Source organism: Roseateles sp. (assembly GCF_965229315.1).
GTDB lineage: Bacteria > Pseudomonadota > Gammaproteobacteria > Burkholderiales > Burkholderiaceae_C > Pelomonas.
The window spans coordinates 2,269,347-2,286,075 of the sequence record NZ_CBDDJA010000002.1 but is presented as its reverse complement, the minus strand read 5'-3'; the positions used below and the strand labels follow the sequence as shown (position 1 = coordinate 2,286,075).

General features: G+C 71.5%; 19 protein-coding genes and 1 pseudogene. 12 read left to right on the top strand and 8 right to left on the bottom strand.

Annotated elements, in window-relative coordinates; translation table 11 throughout:
• Nucleotides 1-237: 237 nt before the first annotated feature.
• Nucleotides 238-843, top strand: coding sequence for a sterol desaturase family protein (locus tag ACO07H_RS15405; RefSeq protein WP_422015650.1), 606 nt, complete (start codon nt 238-240; stop codon nt 841-843).
• Nucleotides 844-931: 88 nt separating this feature from the next.
• Here ACO07H_RS15405 and ACO07H_RS15400 read toward each other — a convergent pair.
• A pseudogene (locus ACO07H_RS15400) lies at nt 932-1,147 on the bottom strand (NADP-dependent oxidoreductase); the annotation flags it as partial.
• A gap of 34 nt (nt 1,148-1,181) precedes the next feature.
• Nucleotides 1,182-1,589, bottom strand: coding sequence for an oleate hydratase (locus tag ACO07H_RS15395; protein WP_422015648.1), 408 nt, complete (start codon nt 1,587-1,589; stop codon nt 1,182-1,184).
• A 260-nt stretch (nt 1,590-1,849) separates the two neighbouring features.
• Between ACO07H_RS15395 and ACO07H_RS15390 the strand changes: the two genes are divergently transcribed.
• The 6 genes from ACO07H_RS15390 (at nt 1,850) to ACO07H_RS15365 (ending at nt 7,984) form a co-directional block, all read left to right on the top strand.
• The gene (locus ACO07H_RS15390) at nt 1,850-3,232 is read left to right on the top strand and encodes an NAD-dependent succinate-semialdehyde dehydrogenase (RefSeq protein ID WP_422015646.1); all 1,383 of its coding nucleotides are present in this window, start codon (nt 1,850-1,852) and stop codon (nt 3,230-3,232) included.
• 16 nt (nt 3,233-3,248) lie between these two features.
• Nucleotides 3,249-4,118, top strand: coding sequence for an oxidoreductase (locus tag ACO07H_RS15385; protein ID WP_422015644.1), 870 nt, complete (start codon nt 3,249-3,251; stop codon nt 4,116-4,118).
• Nucleotides 4,115-5,146 (top strand): zinc-dependent alcohol dehydrogenase, encoded by a 1,032-nt coding sequence (locus ACO07H_RS15380; protein WP_422015642.1) that lies wholly within the window; start codon nt 4,115-4,117, stop codon nt 5,144-5,146. Before ACO07H_RS15385 ends, ACO07H_RS15380 begins: the two co-directional genes overlap by 4 nt.
• A complete protein-coding gene (locus ACO07H_RS15375; RefSeq protein WP_422015640.1) occupies nt 5,143-6,690 on the top strand; it encodes an NAD(P)H-hydrate dehydratase in 1,548 nt (515 codons plus the stop codon). Before ACO07H_RS15380 ends, ACO07H_RS15375 begins: the two co-directional genes overlap by 4 nt.
• A gap of 115 nt (nt 6,691-6,805) precedes the next feature.
• Nucleotides 6,806-6,991 (top strand): CDGSH iron-sulfur domain-containing protein, encoded by a 186-nt coding sequence (locus ACO07H_RS15370; RefSeq protein WP_422015638.1) that lies wholly within the window; start codon nt 6,806-6,808, stop codon nt 6,989-6,991.
• 9 nt (nt 6,992-7,000) lie between these two features.
• On the top strand, nt 7,001-7,984 hold the full coding sequence (locus ACO07H_RS15365; RefSeq protein ID WP_422015636.1) for a zinc-dependent alcohol dehydrogenase family protein: 984 nt from the start codon (nt 7,001-7,003) through the stop codon (nt 7,982-7,984).
• Between the two features lie 79 nt (nt 7,985-8,063).
• Here ACO07H_RS15365 and ACO07H_RS15360 read toward each other — a convergent pair whose 3' ends face one another.
• The 3 genes from ACO07H_RS15360 to ACO07H_RS15350 form a co-directional block, all read right to left on the bottom strand.
• On the bottom strand, nt 8,064-9,614 hold the full coding sequence (locus ACO07H_RS15360) for a methyl-accepting chemotaxis protein (protein WP_422015634.1): 1,551 nt from the start codon (nt 9,612-9,614) through the stop codon (nt 8,064-8,066).
• 115 nt (nt 9,615-9,729) lie between these two features.
• Complete coding sequence (locus ACO07H_RS15355; protein WP_422015632.1) at nt 9,730-10,110, bottom strand: hypothetical protein; 381 nt, start codon at nt 10,108-10,110, stop codon at nt 9,730-9,732.
• 55 nt (nt 10,111-10,165) lie between these two features.
• The gene (locus ACO07H_RS15350; RefSeq protein WP_422015630.1) at nt 10,166-10,702 is read right to left on the bottom strand and encodes a hypothetical protein; all 537 of its coding nucleotides are present in this window, start codon (nt 10,700-10,702) and stop codon (nt 10,166-10,168) included.
• A 159-nt stretch (nt 10,703-10,861) separates the two neighbouring features.
• Here ACO07H_RS15350 and ACO07H_RS15345 point away from each other — a divergent pair, with 159 nt between their 5' ends.
• Nucleotides 10,862-11,704, top strand: a complete 843-nt coding sequence (locus ACO07H_RS15345) for a hypothetical protein (RefSeq protein WP_422015628.1) — start codon at nt 10,862-10,864, stop codon at nt 11,702-11,704.
• A 35-nt stretch (nt 11,705-11,739) separates the two neighbouring features.
• Here ACO07H_RS15345 and ACO07H_RS15340 read toward each other — a convergent pair whose 3' ends face one another.
• The 3 genes from ACO07H_RS15340 to ACO07H_RS15330 form a co-directional block, all read right to left on the bottom strand.
• A complete protein-coding gene (locus tag ACO07H_RS15340) occupies nt 11,740-11,961 on the bottom strand; it encodes a hypothetical protein (RefSeq protein ID WP_422015626.1) in 222 nt (73 codons plus the stop codon).
• 100 nt (nt 11,962-12,061) lie between these two features.
• The gene (locus ACO07H_RS15335; RefSeq protein ID WP_422015624.1) at nt 12,062-12,565 is read right to left on the bottom strand and encodes a DUF1269 domain-containing protein; all 504 of its coding nucleotides are present in this window, start codon (nt 12,563-12,565) and stop codon (nt 12,062-12,064) included.
• Nucleotides 12,566-12,578: 13 nt separating this feature from the next.
• Nucleotides 12,579-13,232: a BON domain-containing protein gene (locus tag ACO07H_RS15330; protein ID WP_422015622.1), complete on the bottom strand. Its 654-nt coding sequence runs from the start codon at nt 13,230-13,232 to the stop codon at nt 12,579-12,581.
• 233 nt (nt 13,233-13,465) lie between these two features.
• Between ACO07H_RS15330 and ACO07H_RS15325 the strand changes: the two genes are divergently transcribed.
• From ACO07H_RS15325 to tal, 4 genes are all read left to right on the top strand, one after another.
• Nucleotides 13,466-13,783: a hypothetical protein gene (locus tag ACO07H_RS15325; RefSeq protein ID WP_422015620.1), complete on the top strand. Its 318-nt coding sequence runs from the start codon at nt 13,466-13,468 to the stop codon at nt 13,781-13,783.
• 245 nt (nt 13,784-14,028) lie between these two features.
• Nucleotides 14,029-14,811 carry a VIT1/CCC1 transporter family protein gene (locus tag ACO07H_RS15320; RefSeq protein ID WP_422015618.1) on the top strand — a complete coding sequence of 261 codons (783 nt, stop codon included), beginning with the start codon at nt 14,029-14,031 and terminating at the stop codon, nt 14,809-14,811.
• A 122-nt stretch (nt 14,812-14,933) separates the two neighbouring features.
• Nucleotides 14,934-15,389 (top strand): hypothetical protein, encoded by a 456-nt coding sequence (locus ACO07H_RS15315; RefSeq protein ID WP_422015616.1) that lies wholly within the window; start codon nt 14,934-14,936, stop codon nt 15,387-15,389.
• Between the two features lie 17 nt (nt 15,390-15,406).
• On the top strand, nt 15,407-16,477 hold the full coding sequence (gene tal, locus ACO07H_RS15310; RefSeq protein WP_422015614.1) for a transaldolase: 1,071 nt from the start codon (nt 15,407-15,409) through the stop codon (nt 16,475-16,477).
• Nucleotides 16,478-16,729: the final 252 nt, after the last annotated feature.

Below are 16,729 nucleotides of genomic sequence, written 5' to 3'. Positions count from 1 at the left end.
TGCCGTGCCTGGGTGCACAGGGGCTGGCCGTCAGTGCGCTGTCGAACGGACAGCGCGGCGCGGGGTCGTCAGGCTGAACGTCTGTCTGGCGCTGTCCAAGCGCGCGCCCCATCCCCAGGAAACCCCATGCGCCCCCGTCTCCCTCACGTCCTGTGGCCTCGTGCCCGTCTCCCAGCACGGCCGGTGCGCCGCACGGCCGCCCAGGTTCAGCACGGCAGCGCCTGAGCCCGCCCCGCGATGCCCATGCGCTGGCTGGCCTTCGAACACAGCGTCGGTGCCTACCGGGCCGATTTCTTCATCTACGGCACGGTGTCCGTGGCGCTGGGGGCCGCGCTGCTGGCGGGGCCGCAGGACGTGCGACTGCTGGGCTGGGCTGCGGCGGGTGCGCTGGGCTGGACGCTGCTGGAATACCTGCTGCACCGCTTCGTGCTGCACGGGCTGCCGCCGTTCAAGCGCTGGCACGCCGAGCACCACCGCCGCCCGACGGCGCTGATCGCGGCGCCCACGCTGTTGACGGCGCTCCTCTTCACGACGCTGCTGCTGTTGCCTGCCGTCTGGTGGCTGGGTGTCTGGCCAGCGGCGGCGTTGAGCTTCGGCCTGTTGAACGGCTACCTCGCCTACGGGCTGACCCACCATGCCATCCATGGGGTCAGCGCGGGGGCCAAGCCGACGTGGATAGTCCGGCGCTGGCTGATGCGACGGCGCCGCTGGCATGGCCTGCACCACCGGCGCGTCGCCAGGGCAGCCCCGGGCCGCACGCCTGCGCCCGCGAAAGAGGGCTACTACGGCGTCAGCAGCGTCTTCTGGGACCGCGTGTTCCGCACGGATCGCAGGCCGCCGTAGCCAGCCCGCTGCGCAGAGCGCTCATGGCCTGGCACAGGTGCTCATTCGTGGGCCACCTGGATGACGAGCTTGCCGAAGTTGCGGCCTTGTCGCCCAGGGCGACCGGCGCCGCATAAGACGGGCCATCGCTCATGCGGCCGCGCATGTAGGGGTCCAGCGACAGGTAGAGCGTGCGCAGCAGCACCTGGCCGGCCCCGGGTTCGGGCACGGGGCCGCGCTCGATGCGCAAATCCGCCGCAGTCGGCGCGCCGCGAGGCCTCGCGTTGAGCAGGATGCGGCGGTTGACGGTGGCGCTTTGCGGCATGGGGGGGTGCTCTCGGGTGGGGTTGACGGACGGGTCACTTCAGCGTCTTGACCAGCGCGTCGAACTGCGCGTGCAGCGACTGGTCGTGGCGGGTCACCGGCGGGATCGGCAGCGTGAGGCCCAGCAACTGGTACACCGCCATCTGCGCCGCCCGCACCGAGAACTCCACCGTGAAGACCATGTCCAGCGCAATCTCGACGAACTGGCCGATGAAGGCGAAGTTCTGCGTGTTCGGCGGCACCGGCGGCGGCCGGTCGCCCGGCTCGCGCGGCATGAACATGCTGGTGATGTAGGGCATGCGGCAGGGGATGCAGTTGGCGGTCGCTACCGTCTGCAGGTCCAAGCGCAGATGACCGCACAGCTCCTGCAGCAGCTCTGAGGCGGCACCCACCAGCGAGCCTATGCCCCCGCCGATGAAGCAGGCCTTGCGTGTCGAGTTCATGCGGTATGCCGGTTGTGAGCGCGGTGCCCAAACTAGGTGAAGCCCCCATCACGGTCGGTGCGGTGAACAACACAGGCCCGCGCCGTTGATCTGGGTCAAGGACCGTCTCTTGCGTTGTCGGCACGCTGTCTGTGGTTCGGCATCGAACGGCGCGGCGGGGCCGTGCGACGGGAGGTACGGCATCGAACAGACCTGCCGCGCACCGCGCGCAACCATCCTTCCCTGACGGACTGATCCACAGACCGCGAGGACACAACGCCATGACCTACCAAAGCATCAACCCCAACGACGGCAAGCTGCTCAAGAGCTTCGAGCACATGAGCGCCGCCCAACTCGACCACGCATTGGCGACCGCCGAAACCTGTTTCCAGACCTGGAAGCACAAGCGTCACGCCGAGCGTGCCGTCGTGCTGCACAAGGCCGCCTCGCTGCTGCGCGCCCACGTGGACGACTTCGCCCGGCTGGCGACGCTGGAGATGGGCAAGCGCATCAGCGAGGCGCGCGCCGAGGTGCAGTTCAGCGCCGACATCCTGGCCTACTACGCCGAGCATGGCGAGGCCTTCCTGGCGCCCGCCGAACTCCACCCCAGGCATGGGCACGCGCACATCGAAAGCTCGCCCACCGGCGCGCTGTTCTGCGTCGAGCCCTGGAACTTCCCGTACTACCAGCTCGCCCGCGTGGCCGGCCCGCAGCTCATGGCCGGCAACGTGCTGGTGGTCAAGCATGCCGGCTGCCTGCCGCAATGCGCCATGGCGTTCGAGAAGCTGCTGCTCGACGCCGGTGCGCCGGCCGGCGCCTACACCAACCTGCGCATCTCCTACGAACAGTCCGACCGCGTCATCGACGACCCGCGCATCCGAGGCGTGGCGCTGACCGGCAGCGTGGCGGCGGGCCGCAAGGTCGCGGCGCGCGCCGGGCAGGCCCTAAAGAAGTCGACGATGGAGCTGGGCGGCAGCGACGCCTTCATCGTGCTCGACGACGCCGACCTGGACCGCGCCATCCCCTGGGCCGTGTGGGGCCGCATGTACAACGCCGGCCAGACCTGCTGCGCCGCCAAGCGCTTCATCGTGCAGGAGGCTGTCGCCGACCAGTTCCTGGCCAGGTTCCAGGCCGCGCTGGCCGCGTTGGTGCCGGGCGACCCGATGCTGGAGGCGACCACGCACGGCCCCTTGTCCACCGAGGCCGCGCTGGTCCAGCTGCTCGCGCAGGTGGACGCTGCCGTGAAGGGCGGCGCCCGGGTGCTGATGGGCGGCCAGCGCATGGCCCGCGCGGGCGTCTTCATGCAGGCCACGATCCTCACCGACATCGAACCCGGCAACCCGGCCTATCGCGACGAGTTCTTCGGCCCGGTGGCGTCGTTCTACCGCGTGAAGACCGAAGACGAGGCCATCGCCCTGGCCAACGACAGCGACTTCGGCCTGGGCGGCTCGGTGTGGACGCGCGACGACGCGCGCGGCCAGCGCGTGGCCAGCCGCGTCGACACCGGGATGATGTTCGTCAACAACCTCGACTGGGCCGACGCCGCGCTGCCGTTCGGCGGCGTCAAGCACTCGGGCTACGGCCGCGAACTCGGCGCGATGGGCATCCAGGAATTCGTCAACAAGAAGCTCGTCCGCACCGGCCACATCGCCGCGCCGGTCTGAGTGGCAGGAGCCCCCCATGAACGCCCAAGTCAGCCACCCCGTGGCCACCCAGCCGCCTGTCTGGTTCATCACCGGCTGCTCCACCGGCTTCGGCCTGGCGCTTGCCAAGCAGGCCATCGAACGCGGCTACCGCACCGTGATGACCGCCCGCGATCCTTCCAGGCTGGAGGGTTTCGGCGCAACCGACAACGTCCTGGTGCTTGAACTCGACGTCACGCAGCCGGGCCAGGTGGCGGCGGCTCTCCAGGCCGTGGAGGCACGTTTCGGCGGCATCGACGTGCTGGTCAACAACGCCGGTATCGGCTACTTCGCCGCCATCGAGGAAGGCGAAGAAGCCGAGGTGCGCCGGATGTTCGACGTGAACGTGTTCGGCCTGACGCGCATGACGCAGGCCGTGCTGCCGGGCATGCGCCGGCGCCGCAGCGGCTGCATCGTCAATGTGGCGTCGCTCGGCGGCCTGCGCGCCATGCCGGCGCTGGGCCAGTACTGCGCCACCAAGTTTGCCGTCGAGGGCTTGTCCGAGGCCTTGCGCCAGGAGGTCCAGCCGCTGGGCATCCGGGTGATGGTGGTGGAGCCCAGCGGCTTTCGCACCGACTGGGCCGGCCGTTCGGCGCACGAGAGCGTGCACCAGATCGACGACTACATGGCCACCGCCGGCCACGTGCGCATCCAGGTGCGCGATTCCTCCGGCAAGCAGCCGGGCGACCCCGTGCGTGCGGCCCAGGCCATCGTCAACGCGGTGGCCTCGGGCAAGCCGCCGCACCACCTGCTGCTGGGCAACAACGCCTTCGACGGCGCGATGGCCAAGCTCGACGAGTTGCGGGTCGCGTTCACGGCCGGTGAGGCCGTGGCCCGAGCCGCTGACTTCCCGAAGGTGGCGGCATGACGCGCAAGATGCAGGCCGCGCAGGTCGAGCAGTTTGGCCAGCCGCTGGTGCTCAAGGAGCTCGACATCCCCACGCCGGGCCCGGGGCAGATCCTCGTGCAGACGGAGGCCTGCGGCGTCTGCCACACCGACCTGCATGCCGCGGGTGGCGACTGGCCGCTGAAGCCCGCGCTGCCGTTCACGCCGGGCCATGAGGGCATCGGCATCGTCACGGCGCTCGGGGCGGGCGTCACCGCGGTGAAGGCCGGCGACCGGGTCGGCGTGCCCTGGTTGTATTCGGCCTGCGGCCACTGCGAGTTCTGCCTGGCGGCGCAGGAGCCGGTGTGCGCCCAGGCGCAGTTCGGCGGCTACACGAGGAACGGCGGCTTTGCCGAGTTCATCGTCGCCGACCCGAACTACGTCGCGCACATCCCGGCGGGCCTGGCTGCACGCGATGCGGCGCCGCTGATCTGCGCCGGCATCACGGCGTACAAGGGCCTCAAGGAGACGCAGGCCCGGCCTGGCGAGTGGGTGGTGATCTCGGGCATCGGCGGCCTGGGCCACCTGGGCGTGCAGTACGCCAGGGCCATGGGGCTGCACGTCTGCGCGGTGGACATCGATGACGGCAAGCTCGAACACGCGCGGCGCCTGGGCGCTGACGCCGTCGTCAACGCGCGGCACGGCGACCCGGTGGCCGCCGTGGTCAAGGCCACCGGTAGCGGTGCGCACGGCGTGCTGATCACGGCGCCGTCGCTGCCGGCCTTCAGGCAGGGCATCGGCATGACGCGCAAGCACGGCACCTGCGTGCTGGTGGGCATTCCGCCAGGCGAGTTCCCGACGCCGCTGTTCGATGTCGTCGCGAACTGCATCACCATCCGCGGCTCCTTCGTCGGCAACCGGCGCGACATGGCCGAGGCGCTGGCGTTCGCGGCCGACGGCAAGGTCAAGGCGGACATCGAACTGCAGCCGCTGTCGGCCATCAACCGCGTGTTCGAGCGGCTCGCCAAGGGCGAGGTGCCGTCGCGCGTGGTGCTGGACTTCGCGCGTTGAGCCAGGTCGAGGCCATGCTGGACTGCCGCACGGCCCTGCTGACCGCCGCGCAGATGGCGCAGGCGGATGCGCTGACCCTCGCGTCCGGCATCAGCGCCGCAGCCTTGATGGAGAACGCAGGGCGCCCCGTGGCCCAGGCCATCCAGGCGCGCTGGTCGCCGCGCCCGGTGCTGGTGCTGTGCGGGCCGGGCAGCAACGGCGGCGACGGCTTCGTCGCCGCGCGGCGTCTGGCCGAGGCCGGCTGGCCCGTGCGCGTGGCGCTGCTGGTGCCGCGCGAGACGCTGCGCGGCGCCGCAGCCCACCACGCCGCGCTGTGGCGCGGGCCGGTCGAGCCCCTGACGCCTGCCGCGCTCGACGGGGCGGCGCTGGTCGTCGATGCGATCTTCGGCGCGGGCCTGAGCCGGGCGCTGGACGGCGCGGCGGCGCAGACGCTGGCTGAATCGGCGGTGCGGCGCCTGACGGTCATCGCCGTCGACGTGCCCAGCGGCCTGATGGGCGACACCGGCGTCGACCTGGGCGCCGCACCGGCGGTGCTGACGGTCACCTGCTTTCGAAAAAAGCCCGGCCATCTGCTGCAGCCGGGCCGGCGCCTGTGCGGCGAGGTGGTCGTGGCCGACATCGGCACGCCCGCTGCCGTGTTCGAGCAGGTCAGGCCCGACACGTTCGAGAACGATCCCTCGCTGTGGGCCCGCGATTTGCCCGTGCTGCAGGCCGACGGCAACAAGTACGGCCGCGGCCACGCGCTGGTCTGGGGCGGCTGGCCCACGACGGGCGCGGCGCGTCTGGCCGCGCGGGCGGCGGCCCGGGTGGGCGCGGGCCTGGTCACGGTCGCCGTGCCCGAGGTGGCGCTGCCGGTCTATGCCGCTGCGCTGACCAGCGTGATGGTCAGCCCGGTATCCCGTAACGAAGACCTCGCCGCGTTGCTGGCCGACATCCGCTACAGCGGGTTGTTGATCGGCCCGGGCGCGGGCGCCGGGACAGCCACCCGGGCGCGCGTGCTGGCCATGCTGAAGACGGGCAGGGCGGCGGTGCTTGATGCCGACGCGCTCTCGACCTTCAAGGAAGACCCGCAATCGCTGTTCGGCGCCCTCCTCGGCGACTGCGTGTTGACGCCGCACGAAGGCGAGTTCGCCCGGCTGTTCGACGGCATGGTGGACCTGCGCAGCGACAAGCTGGCCCGCGCCCGCGCGGCGGCCCGCGCCAGCGGCGCCATCGTCGTGCTCAAGGGCAGCGACACCGTCATCGCCGCGCCTGACGGCCGGGCCTTCATCAATGCCAACGCACCGCCGACGCTCGCGACCGCCGGTGCGGGCGACGTGCTGGCCGGCTTGGTGCTGGGCCTGCTGGCGCAGGGCATGGCGCCGCTGGGCGCGGCTGCGGCGGCCGTGTGGCTGCACGGTGCCGCCGCCGACCACTTCGGCCCGGGCCTGCTGGCCGAGGACCTGCCGGACCGCCTGCCCGCCGTCTTCCGCCGCCTGGCCCGGGAGGCGACGTCGCGCCACCGGGCGGCGCTGTCAACCGACGCCCGCGAAGGTTCCTCATGACGGCGACTGCCCCGGCGGGCGGCTGCGCGCCCGCCGGCGCGCGGCGGCGCAGGCGGGCAGGGACGACGCCGTCGCGACGCACCTTGAGCCGCACTACGAGCCGTCCATCGGCCTGGTGCAGGACACCGCCAAGGGGGTCAGCGGGCCGTTGTGGGTGCGCGGCGGTGTCGAAGTCGTCGGCGCGGACGGCGGCGCGTACGAGGTTCGCAACCGGGTCGCACCGTGCCGCTGCGGGGCCTCGGCCAACAAGCCGTTCTGCGATGGCGCGCATGTCGCGTCCGGCTTCACCGACGCGCACTGAAGGCGGGCGATGCACGCGATGGTGTTGACGCGGCTCGGCGCGCCGCTGGCGTGGACCGAGCTGCCCGACCCGCAACCCGGGCCGGGCGAGGTCCGCGTTGCGGTGGCGGCCTGCGGCGTCTGCCGCACCGACCTGCATGTCGTGGACGGCGAACTGCCGCACCCGCAATTCCCAATCATCCCGGGCCACGAGATCGTCGGGCGCATCGATGCGGTCGGGGCGGGCGTCGAGGGCTTGAGGCTCGGCCAGCGGGTGGGCATTCCCTGGCTGGGCCACACCTGCGGTGACTGCCCCTACTGCCGGATGCAGCGCGAGAACCTGTGCGACCGCCCGCGGTTCACGGGCTACACGCGGGACGGCGGCTTTGCGACGGCCGCCGTGGCGGACGCGCGTTTCGCGTTTGCGCTGGGTGAAGCCGGCAGCGACGAATCGCTCGCGCCCTTGCTGTGCGCCGGCCTGATCGGCTGGCGGGCGCTGGGCATCGCGGGCGAGGCCAAGGCGCTCGGCCTGTACGGCTTCGGCGCGGCCGCCCACATCCTCGCGCAGGTGGCGCGCTGGCAGGGCCGGGCCGTGTTCGCCTTCACCCGCCCGGGGGACTTGGCGACGCAGGCATTCGCGCGCAGCCTGGGCGCCCAGTGGGCAGGCGGCTCCGACGAGCTGCCGCCACAGCCGCTGGACGCCGCCATCCTCTTCGCGACCGTGGGCGACCTGGTGCCGCTGGCGCTGAAGGCCGTGCGCAAGGGCGGCCGGGTGGTGTGCGCCGGCATCCACATGAGCGACATCCCGGCCTTCCCCTACCGCCTGCTGTGGGAGGAGCGCGAGCTGCTGTCGGTGGCCAACCTCACGCGCCAGGACGGACTGGACTTCCTGCGCCAGGCGCCGCAGATGGGCCTCGTGACGCGAACCACGCGCTATCCGCTGCAGCGGGCCAACGAGGCGCTGGCCGACCTGCGCGCGGGCCGCTTCGAAGGTGCGGCGGTGCTGGTGCCGTGAGGTTCTGCGGCCCAGCTCGCCCGCGACCGGCCTCGCAGCGCGCGCGACGCCACGTCAGACGGGCGTCTGTGCAAGGCCGTCAATGGCTTGCCAGCTTGAAGGTCGCCACCACCTGCACCAGTTGTCGCGCCTGCGCCTTCAGGCCGCTGGCGGCTGCGGCCATTTCCTCGACCAGCGCGGCATTCTGCTGCGTGGCGTGATCGATGTGGGCGACGGCCTCGCCGACCTGGGCGACGCCACTGGACTGCTCGCGGCTGGCCACGCTGATCTCGCCCATGATGTCGGTCACGCGGCGGATGCTGCCGACCACCTCGGCCATCGTCGCGCCGGCCTGGTCGACCATCGCCGTGCCCAGTTCGACGCGCTCCACACTCGTGGTGATGAGGGCCTTGATCTGTTTCGCGGCATCGGCCGACCGGCCCGCCAGCGAGCGCACTTCAGCGGCCACCACCGCAAAGCCGCGGCCCTGCTCCCCGGCGCGGGCGGCTTCCACCGCCGCGTTCAAGGCCAGGATGTTGGTCTGGAACGCGATGCCGTCGATGACGCTGATGATGTCGGAGATCCTTCTCGACGAGTCGTTGATGCCCTTCATGGTCTGCACCACCTGGCGCACCACCTCGCCGCCCTGGACCGCGACGGTGGACGCGCTCTGCGCCAGCAGGTTGGCCTGGCCGGCGCTGTCGGCGTTCTGCTTGACGGCCGAGTTCAGTTCCTCCATCGACGAGGCGGTTTCTTGCAGCGCGCTGGCCTGCTGTTCGGTGCGCGCGCTCAAGTCCAGGTTGCCCAGGGCCACTTCGTCGCTGGCGGTCTCGATGCCTTCAGCCGACTGCCTGACCTGGGCGACCATCTGTTGCAGCCCCGTGCTCATGCGATCCAGCGAACCGATCAACTGGGCGATCTCGTCGCTGCCGTCCATGCGGATCTGCTGCGACAGATCGCCCTGCGCCACGGCGTTGATCTGCCGGGCCGCTTCGGCAAGCGGCCGGACGATCGAGCGCGTCAGCAGCAGCGCCAGCACGGTGCCCACCACGAGGGCCGCGCCGCCGAGCAGCATCAGGCTGAGCTCAGCACTGGCGGTATCGGCGGCAATGGCCGCGTTCGTGTCGTCGATCAGCTGGCGCTGGTGCTCCAGCACCGCCTTGAGGGCGGTGACATAGGCCGGCGCGGCGACGACGAAGTCGGCCTCATAGATCCGGTTGGCCTCGTCCGCCCTGTCGGCACGCTTGGCCGCCATCATGCGGTCGCGGGCGCTGAGATAGGCCGCGCGGGCGTCGTTGAACTTGTCCATCAGCGGCTGCTCGTCGGCCTGCCTGGGCAGGGCCGCCAGCGCCTTGATGATGTCGTTGCCGCGTGCCGTGGAGGCCATCGCTTCATCCCGGAACAGCGCCTCCAGCCCGGCGTCGGCGCTCTTGGCGATGGCCTTGCCGCGGGTCACGCCCACGGCGACCGCGCGCAACTGCTCCTCCAGCAGCCGCTCCTTGGCCAGCGGTGCGTCCATCATCATCTGCATGGCGGCCGAGGCGCCCTTGAGCCGCCCGACGCTGACCCCCAGCATCAAGGTCAACAGCAGCAGGATCAGCGCGAAACCCGCCCCGAGGCGGGTTCCGACGCGCAGATGGTTCAGGTTCATGGCGACTCCTTGGGGCCAGGCAATGCAGGCTTTGCCGGCCGAAGAGGGCAGGCTCGTGGGCCGCGCTCACCGCTGACGGCGTCGTGCGGGTTCCGCCGCCCGGCGGACGCTCGGCTCAGTGGCGGGCGGGCATGCCGACGAACTGGTCGTACTTGACGAAGTGCTTGCGCGCCAGAGCGACCAGCTGGTTCTCGCTCGGGTGGTCCACCACCTCGTAGCCGACGATGCGGGGCGCCAGCATCGGCCGGTGCTGGTCCACGTAGTGACGGAAATCCGCCAGCCCCATGTGCCCGCCCGCGACCAGCACTTCGGCAATGCCGTCGAGCGCGTCGCACACGTGCCCGAAGAACTCATGTTCGGTGCGCACGCCGCTGTGATGCTGGCGCGTGAGCTTGCGGTGCTCGTGGACCTTGCGTTCAACCACGGCGTCGGACCCGAACTGCAGGATTTCTGCGGCGTGGTGATCGACGAAGGCAACGGCGTGATACAGGCTCATGGCATGGACTTTCGTTCGTGGAGAGGGGGTGGCCAGCGCAGGCCCGCCGATTCGCTCAGGAGCGCGGGAACACCGCGTCCACCGTGCGTCCACCGCTGAACTGGCATTCGCCCTGGCCGCCGCCCTGCATGCCGGCGGACGGCGTGTTGAGGTGGAAGCGGCAGCGCATCGACTGGCCGGTCGGGCCCGCCAGGTTGGCGACGACCTTGCCTGAGTAGTGCGTGGTGAAGGCCTCCGCCGGGTACATGCCCCAGTAGCCCCAGTCGTTCCAGCCGCGCCGCCAGCCGCGCCACATCGGCTCGAAGGTCTCGGCCCGGGCGCTGCTGGTGACCTGCAGGAAAGGGCCGCTGAAGGCCACGCCTGCCGGGCCGGACGCGCCGCTGGCGCCGATGACGGCGGATAGCGTGCCGCTGTTGCCGGCGTCCTTGCTGGTCCAGGAGAAGATCACCGGCGCATCGCCGGGCTCGACGGTGCCGCTGCCGGTGCCGAGGGACGTGCAGGCCGGCAGCGCCAGGGCAGCGCCCGCCAGCAAAGTCGCGCCCGATAGGCGGCGCATCGGCCGGGCCCGCGGCGTGTGGGGCAATTCCGTCATGGTGTTCTCCGATGAGTGGGGGGTTGAGCGTGGGCGTGTACGGCGAGCCGGTCTGTGCGCTTGCGAACGGGCCATCCAGCCTGCGTATGACGGCGCACAGACACACCCGGAGGTGGCGCGCAGAGTCGACGCCATCGTTCTGCCGTCGAAGGCGCCGCCATGAAGTCACCCCTGCTCGCATGTCTCACCCTTGCCGTGGCGCTGCTGCTGCCGCCGGCTGCCGTGTCGCAGGTGTCGTTGTCCGTCAGCATCGCGCCGCCGCCGCTGCCCCTGTACGCGCAGCCGCCCGTGCCGGGCGAGGGCTACATCTGGATGCCCGGCTACTGGGCCTGGGACGATGCGGATGCCGGCTACTACTGGGTGCCCGGCACCTGGGTGCTGCCGCCCGACAACGGCGACCTGTGGACGCCCGGCTACTGGGGCCTTGAGGGCGCGGGCTACGTCTGGCACCTGGGCTACTGGGGCTCGCGCGTGGGGTTCTATGGCGGCATCAACTACGGCTTCGGCTACTTCGGCTCAGGCTACCAGGGCGGGCGCTGGGACCACGGCGGGTTCCGCTACAACCGGGCCGTCAGCAACGTGGGCCAGCGCGTCGTTCGCAACGTCTACAGCGCGCCGCCCGTCAACCCGCGCAGCGGCAACCGCGTCAGCTTCAATGGCGGCCATGCGGGCGCTGCGGCGCGGCCATCGGCCGGCGAGCGGCAGTTCCTTTCCGGCGGGCACCCCGGCCCCAAGGACGAACAGCTGGCGCACGAGGCCGCCGCGCGCGCGATGCCCACGCAACGCGCGACGGGGCCGCACGGGGTTCCGCAGGTGGCGGCCACGCCCCGGCCTTCGGAGTTCACCGCGCCGCGCGTGGAGCACATGCGGGCGGCGCCGCCGATGCGGCCCGAAGCGCCACATGCCCCCGGTGCCCGGCCGCCGCAGGGTGAGCCGCACCGCGGGCCGGGCGCCGGGCCGCAACGGCCGCAACCGGAAGGCCCGCCGCGCAAGGAGCGGTGAACACGGCCGCGTGGCACAAGCGGCGTGCGCCGCCCTCAGTCCAGCAGCACCAGATGCCCATGGTCCCGGGCTGCCTCGATCTCTTCGACGGGCAGCGCGACGGAACTCTGCCCGCGGGCGCCCCAGACGATGTCGATCACGCGCCCGCCCAGGCTCTCGACGAGACAGGGGCCGATGGGAATGTTCTGCTTGCGGCCACTGCCGGACAGGTAGGAAACCGGTCCGGTGATGCGTGCGCGGCGTGTCGTGAAATCCATGACCTGTCCTCTTGGGCTCAGCACCCGATGGGGTTCAGGAAGCGCAGCACCGCGACACCCTTGCGGATGCCTCGGTGCTGCGGCAGCAAGCCTCGGCCTCTCAGGCCAGGGCGGTCGTCTTCACGGCAGCCAGCACGCGGCGGGCCGTCTGCTGGTCTTCGGCGCTGCCGTGCACGACCAGCAGGTACTTGTCGACCTTCAAGGCCGTCTCGTACTTGATGACCTGGTCCTTGGGAACGCCGATGCGCGTCAGCGCCGCGCCGAGCGCCGTCAGGCCGCCCACGACGACCGCGCCCTCCAGCGCGCCGACGAGCGCGGCCACGATGGGCCCGGCCATGCCGACCACGCCGAGCCCGGGGAGGACGAACACGGCCGGCGCCAGCAGCAAACCCCAGATGCCGCCCCAGAAGGCCCCGGTGCTGCCCCAGGCCTTGATGCGGTCGCCGACGGTGTAGAAGCCCACCGGCTGCTCTTCGCTGTGGCAGCCCCTGCCCACCAGGGACAGCTGCTTCATGTCCAGGCCCGCCTGGCCCAGCGTGCGGATGGCGTCCTCGGCCACATCGTGGTTGTCGAAGACGAAGAAGGCGGTGTCGGGATCGCTCATGATCTGCCCGGGTTCAATAGACGAGGGTCATGTTGTCCACGACGTTGCGCACGCCGGCCGTGCCCCAGGCCGAGTGCTTGGCCAGGTCACGTTCAGCCCAGCTGTGCACGGTGCCCGACAAGGTCACGTCGGCGCCCTTGACGTCGACGGCGATGGCCTTCGCATCGGCGGTGGCGCGGCGCTTCAATGCGGCTTCGATGTCCGACTTCACGACCGCCGCGGACAGCGACGGCTTCACGGCGATCTGGTTGTCGACCCCCGTGACGCCCAGCAGGTAGCGCACGCTGTCGGCAGCGGCCTGGCGCTGGTACTGCCACTGAACGTCGCCGGACAGCGTCAGCCAGCCGCCTTCGACGAGCACCTGGATGGCGTCCTGCGGCAGCGCACTCGTCCAGGCCAGGATGTTCCTGGCCGACTCGGCGATGTCGGCATCGGTGCGCTTGCCCAGTTGCGACAGCTTCACCTTCATGTCGATGGCCAGTGCCTTGACCCCGTTGACGCGCTGGGCGGCGCGTTCGGCGTTCCACTTCTCGACGTAGCTGCCCACCTCGCCGGCCAGCGTCACGACGCCGTTCTTCACCTCGACGCCGATCTGCGCGGCATGCACGGCGGGCTCCCACTTCAATTCAGCCATCACGTCCTGCTGCAGTTGTGAATCAGTCTTCATGGTCTTGGTCCGGTTCGTTGAGGAGGACACAGCGTGTGCCGCGTGGGCCGGCGGGTCTGTGCGGCGGCAAACACGCCGCGTGGCAACGGCCAGCGGCCACGCGTCTCGCTGGGTGCGGCAACGAACGGAAGGGCAGGGGGCGCCAGGCCACACTGCCTCATGACATCGCCGACCCGCACTGCACGACTTGCCCGATCAGACCCGTGGCGGTGCCGCCGCGGCAGGCGGCCGGCATGACGACGTTCGCGGTGTCCAGGGTCCGCCTGGACGATGGGGGCCGCATCACGGCCGTGCTGTGGGGCGAGGTGGACACGGGTCGCAACGACTGGGCGAGTGCCGAGGTCGTGGCGCCCGTGGGCGATGCCGTGGATGCGCTGAATGCCGGCGCCCAGGTGTTCGCGCTGTTCCCGTCGGCCCACGGCCATCTGCCGCAGCGGCGCTTCGTCATCGCCGACTATGACGGCGCCCGCAGGACCATCGTGCTGGACGGACTGCCGACGTTCGAGCGCAATGTCCATGACATGGACCGGCTGGACGGGCCTGCGCCGTGATGAGCACATTGACCGAGTTGGCAACGTGCTGACCGGGCAGTTCAGGCTGCTGCCCCCGCCTGGGCCTGGCGATGGCGCCCCGCGTCGCGCGGCGCCCGCCCGCCTCGAGGACGGCCTGGTCGCCGGCATGGAACGGGGTAACGTGGGGGCGAAGGCGGCCATGCGGTGTTGATGGCGGCCCAGGGCCGCTGCCGGGTGCCGCACCCGCGGCACTTCACTGACGTACCGAAGCAAGCCGTGCTGCCATGACGACCGCCTCCACGCCCGACCCCAGCCCCACCGCCGCCGCCCAGGCACCCGGCCGCGGCACCTCACGCCAGCGGCGTTTCGGCAAGGCCGGCCGCCATGCGGAGCGGCACCGCAGCGACCGCATTGGCTGGCTGCGCGCTGCCGTGCTGGGTGCCAACGATGGCATCGTGTCCACGGCCAGCCTGGTGCTCGGCGTGGCCGCGGCGGGCGCGGAGCCCCGCACGCTGCTGCTGACCAGCGTGTCGGGCCTGATCGCCGGGGCCATGTCGATGGCGGCCGGTGAATTCGTGTCGGTGCACTCGCAGGCGGACACCGAGGCGGCCGACCTGGCGCGGGAGCGTGCCGAGTTGACGCACGACCCGGCGGGCGAGCACCGCGAGCTGGCCGGCATCTACGTCGGCCGGGGGCTGGACACCGCGCTGGCCGCCCAGGTGGCCAGCCAGTTGATGGCCCACGACGCGCTGGGTGCGCATGCCCGCGACGAACTGGGGCTGTCGGACACGACCGCCGCGCGTCCCATGCAGGCGGCCTTGGCGTCGGCGGCGAGTTTCTCGGTCGGCGCGGCGCTGCCGATCGCCGTGGTCGCCATGGTGTCGCCTGGGCAGCTGATCGTTTGGGTGGCGCTGTCGGCGCTGGCGTTCCTGGCCGGGCTGGGCGCGCTGTCGGCCCGGGTGGGTGGCGCGCCGGTGTGGAGCGGCACCTGGCGCGTTGCGTTCTGGGGGGCGGTGGCGATGGCCGTCACGGCGGGCGCCGGCGCGCTGTTCGGCGCGGTGGCCTGAGGCACGGCGTACGGCGTCGAACAGACGGGTGCCCCGCCGCAACGCATGCTTGGTGCCTGGAACCACGCCATGCATTCGACACCCCGCCCACCGCCGCCATGCTGCACGGACCACGCTCCGCCATGAATCGCGTGCAGGCCACGGCGGTGTGTGCGGGGTCTGTCACCGGCATCGGTGCCGGCCCGCCGACGGCGCTGGACCGGGCCTTCATCGCGCTGCAGAACGCCTACCGGCCGCATGGCGGGCTGTCACGGCTGCGCGGCCTGGCTTGTGGTCGCGTGGCGGATGCCGGGGGCCTGGTGGACACGGGCGCCGTGTTCGGCTTCCGCTGGCATGACGACCTGTGGATACCGTTGTTCCAGTTCGACACGTCGGCCGTCCCGGTGGGCAGCGTGGCTGCCGGGCCGCGGCGCGTCGTGGCGGAGCTGGGGCGCGGCTTCGACGGCTGGGCGCTGGCCCAGTGGTTCGTCCATCCCTGCGACAGCCTGGCCGGCCAGATGCCGATCGAATGTCTGCCCTTGCGCCTGCCCGAGGTGCTGGAGGCGGCGCGTGCGGACCGCGTCGCGGCGGCGGGCTGAACCCACCGAGACCCGCGATGAACGAACAGACACGACAGCGGCGCGACCTGGGCCAGCGGCTCTGGCTGGACGGCATCGGCCGGCCCCTGCTGCGCCGCGGCGCGCTGCAGCGCTACATCGTCGAGTTCGGCATCACGGGCCTCACGTCCAACCCGACGCTGTTCGAGCGGGCCGTCAGCCAGGGCGACTACGACGACGTCATCCGCGTGCTGGCGGCCGCCGGCCTGGCCGGCGAAGCGTTGTTCCTCGAGCTCGCCATGGAAGACCTGACCCAGGCGGCCGACCTGTTCCGCCCGGCCTTCGAGGCCACCGGCGGCACCGACGGCTGGGTGTCGCTGCAGGTGTCGCCGCTGCTGGCCGACAACACGGCGCACACCATCCAGGCCGCGTCCCGGCTGTTCCAGCGCGCCGCCAAGGCCAACCTGTTCATCAAGATCCCGGGCACGCCGGAAGGCCTGCGCGCCGTCGAGGAGGTGATCGTCGACGGCGTGCCGGTCAACGTGACGCTGCTGTTCTCGCGCGAGCACTACCTGGCGGCGGCCGAGGCCTACCTGCGCGGCATCGAGCGGCGCCTGGCTGCCGGCCTCAGCCTCGACGTCGCCTCGGTGGCCTCGCTGTCCGTCGGCCGTTGGGACGTGGCGGTGCAGGCGGAGATCTCCTCGCCGTTCCACAACCGGCTGGGCATCGCGATGGCGATGCGAACCTACCGGGCGCACCGCGAACTGCTGGCCACCGACCGCTGGCAGCGCCTGGCGGCGGCGGGCGCCCGGCCACAGCGCCTGCTGTGGGCCAGCACCGGCACCCGGGACCTCGCGGCGCCCGACACGCTGTACGTGCAGGCCCTGGCGGCGCCGGACACCGTCATCACGCTGCCGGAGACGACGCTGCTGGCCTTTGCCGACCATGGCCGCCCCGGCACGGCGCTGCCGGCCGACGGCGGCTATGCAGATGCGGTGCTGGAAGAGTTCCGCCGCGAGGGGGTGGACGACGCCGCGCTGGCCGAACGGCTGCAGCGCGACGGCGTGGACGCCTTCGCCACGTCATGGCATGCCATGCTCGCGCGCATCGAAGAGAAGTCCGGCCCTTGATGCGGTGCGCGCGCTCGGCGGGGCAGCTCTTCGGGTCGGTTCCTGGCCGCGGCTGCCGGTCCACCCAGGCGCGCTGGTCTCGCACCGTCGTGCGGCGCTTCGCCGCAGAAATTCATCGACAAAGTGGCCGTCATCTACCTGCCTGACTCTGCCGTCGAAAAGAAATAGACGGGCTGCGAAACCCTGCAAGCCCGCGTCGGCAGCGGCATGGCGAGGGGGCGATTCATGCGGTGGCCGACACGCAGAACGCCG

What these genes read in the sequence shown, in the direction of transcription:
- ACO07H_RS15405 (WP_422015650.1), top strand. Translation starts at nt 238, where the DNA reads ATGCCCATGCGCTGGCTGGCCTTCGAACACAGCGTCGGTGCCTACCGG.
- ACO07H_RS15395 (WP_422015648.1), bottom strand. Translation starts at nt 1,589, where the DNA reads ATGAACTCGACACGCAAGGCCTGCTTCATCGGCGGGGGCATAGGCTCG.
- ACO07H_RS15390 (WP_422015646.1), top strand. Translation starts at nt 1,850, where the DNA reads ATGACCTACCAAAGCATCAACCCCAACGACGGCAAGCTGCTCAAGAGC.
- ACO07H_RS15385 (WP_422015644.1), top strand. Translation starts at nt 3,249, where the DNA reads ATGAACGCCCAAGTCAGCCACCCCGTGGCCACCCAGCCGCCTGTCTGG.
- ACO07H_RS15380 (WP_422015642.1), top strand. Translation starts at nt 4,115, where the DNA reads ATGACGCGCAAGATGCAGGCCGCGCAGGTCGAGCAGTTTGGCCAGCCG.
- ACO07H_RS15365 (WP_422015636.1), top strand. Translation starts at nt 7,001, where the DNA reads ATGCACGCGATGGTGTTGACGCGGCTCGGCGCGCCGCTGGCGTGGACC.
- ACO07H_RS15360 (WP_422015634.1), bottom strand. Translation starts at nt 9,614, where the DNA reads ATGAACCTGAACCATCTGCGCGTCGGAACCCGCCTCGGGGCGGGTTTC.
- ACO07H_RS15355 (WP_422015632.1), bottom strand. Translation starts at nt 10,110, where the DNA reads ATGAGCCTGTATCACGCCGTTGCCTTCGTCGATCACCACGCCGCAGAA.
- ACO07H_RS15350 (WP_422015630.1), bottom strand. Translation starts at nt 10,702, where the DNA reads ATGACGGAATTGCCCCACACGCCGCGGGCCCGGCCGATGCGCCGCCTA.
- ACO07H_RS15345 (WP_422015628.1), top strand. Translation starts at nt 10,862, where the DNA reads ATGAAGTCACCCCTGCTCGCATGTCTCACCCTTGCCGTGGCGCTGCTG.
- ACO07H_RS15340 (WP_422015626.1), bottom strand. Translation starts at nt 11,961, where the DNA reads ATGGATTTCACGACACGCCGCGCACGCATCACCGGACCGGTTTCCTAC.
- ACO07H_RS15335 (WP_422015624.1), bottom strand. Translation starts at nt 12,565, where the DNA reads ATGAGCGATCCCGACACCGCCTTCTTCGTCTTCGACAACCACGATGTG.
- ACO07H_RS15330 (WP_422015622.1), bottom strand. Translation starts at nt 13,232, where the DNA reads ATGAAGACTGATTCACAACTGCAGCAGGACGTGATGGCTGAATTGAAG.
- ACO07H_RS15325 (WP_422015620.1), top strand. Translation starts at nt 13,466, where the DNA reads ATGACGACGTTCGCGGTGTCCAGGGTCCGCCTGGACGATGGGGGCCGC.
- ACO07H_RS15320 (WP_422015618.1), top strand. Translation starts at nt 14,029, where the DNA reads ATGACGACCGCCTCCACGCCCGACCCCAGCCCCACCGCCGCCGCCCAG.
- ACO07H_RS15315 (WP_422015616.1), top strand. Translation starts at nt 14,934, where the DNA reads ATGAATCGCGTGCAGGCCACGGCGGTGTGTGCGGGGTCTGTCACCGGC.
- tal (WP_422015614.1), top strand. Translation starts at nt 15,407, where the DNA reads ATGAACGAACAGACACGACAGCGGCGCGACCTGGGCCAGCGGCTCTGG.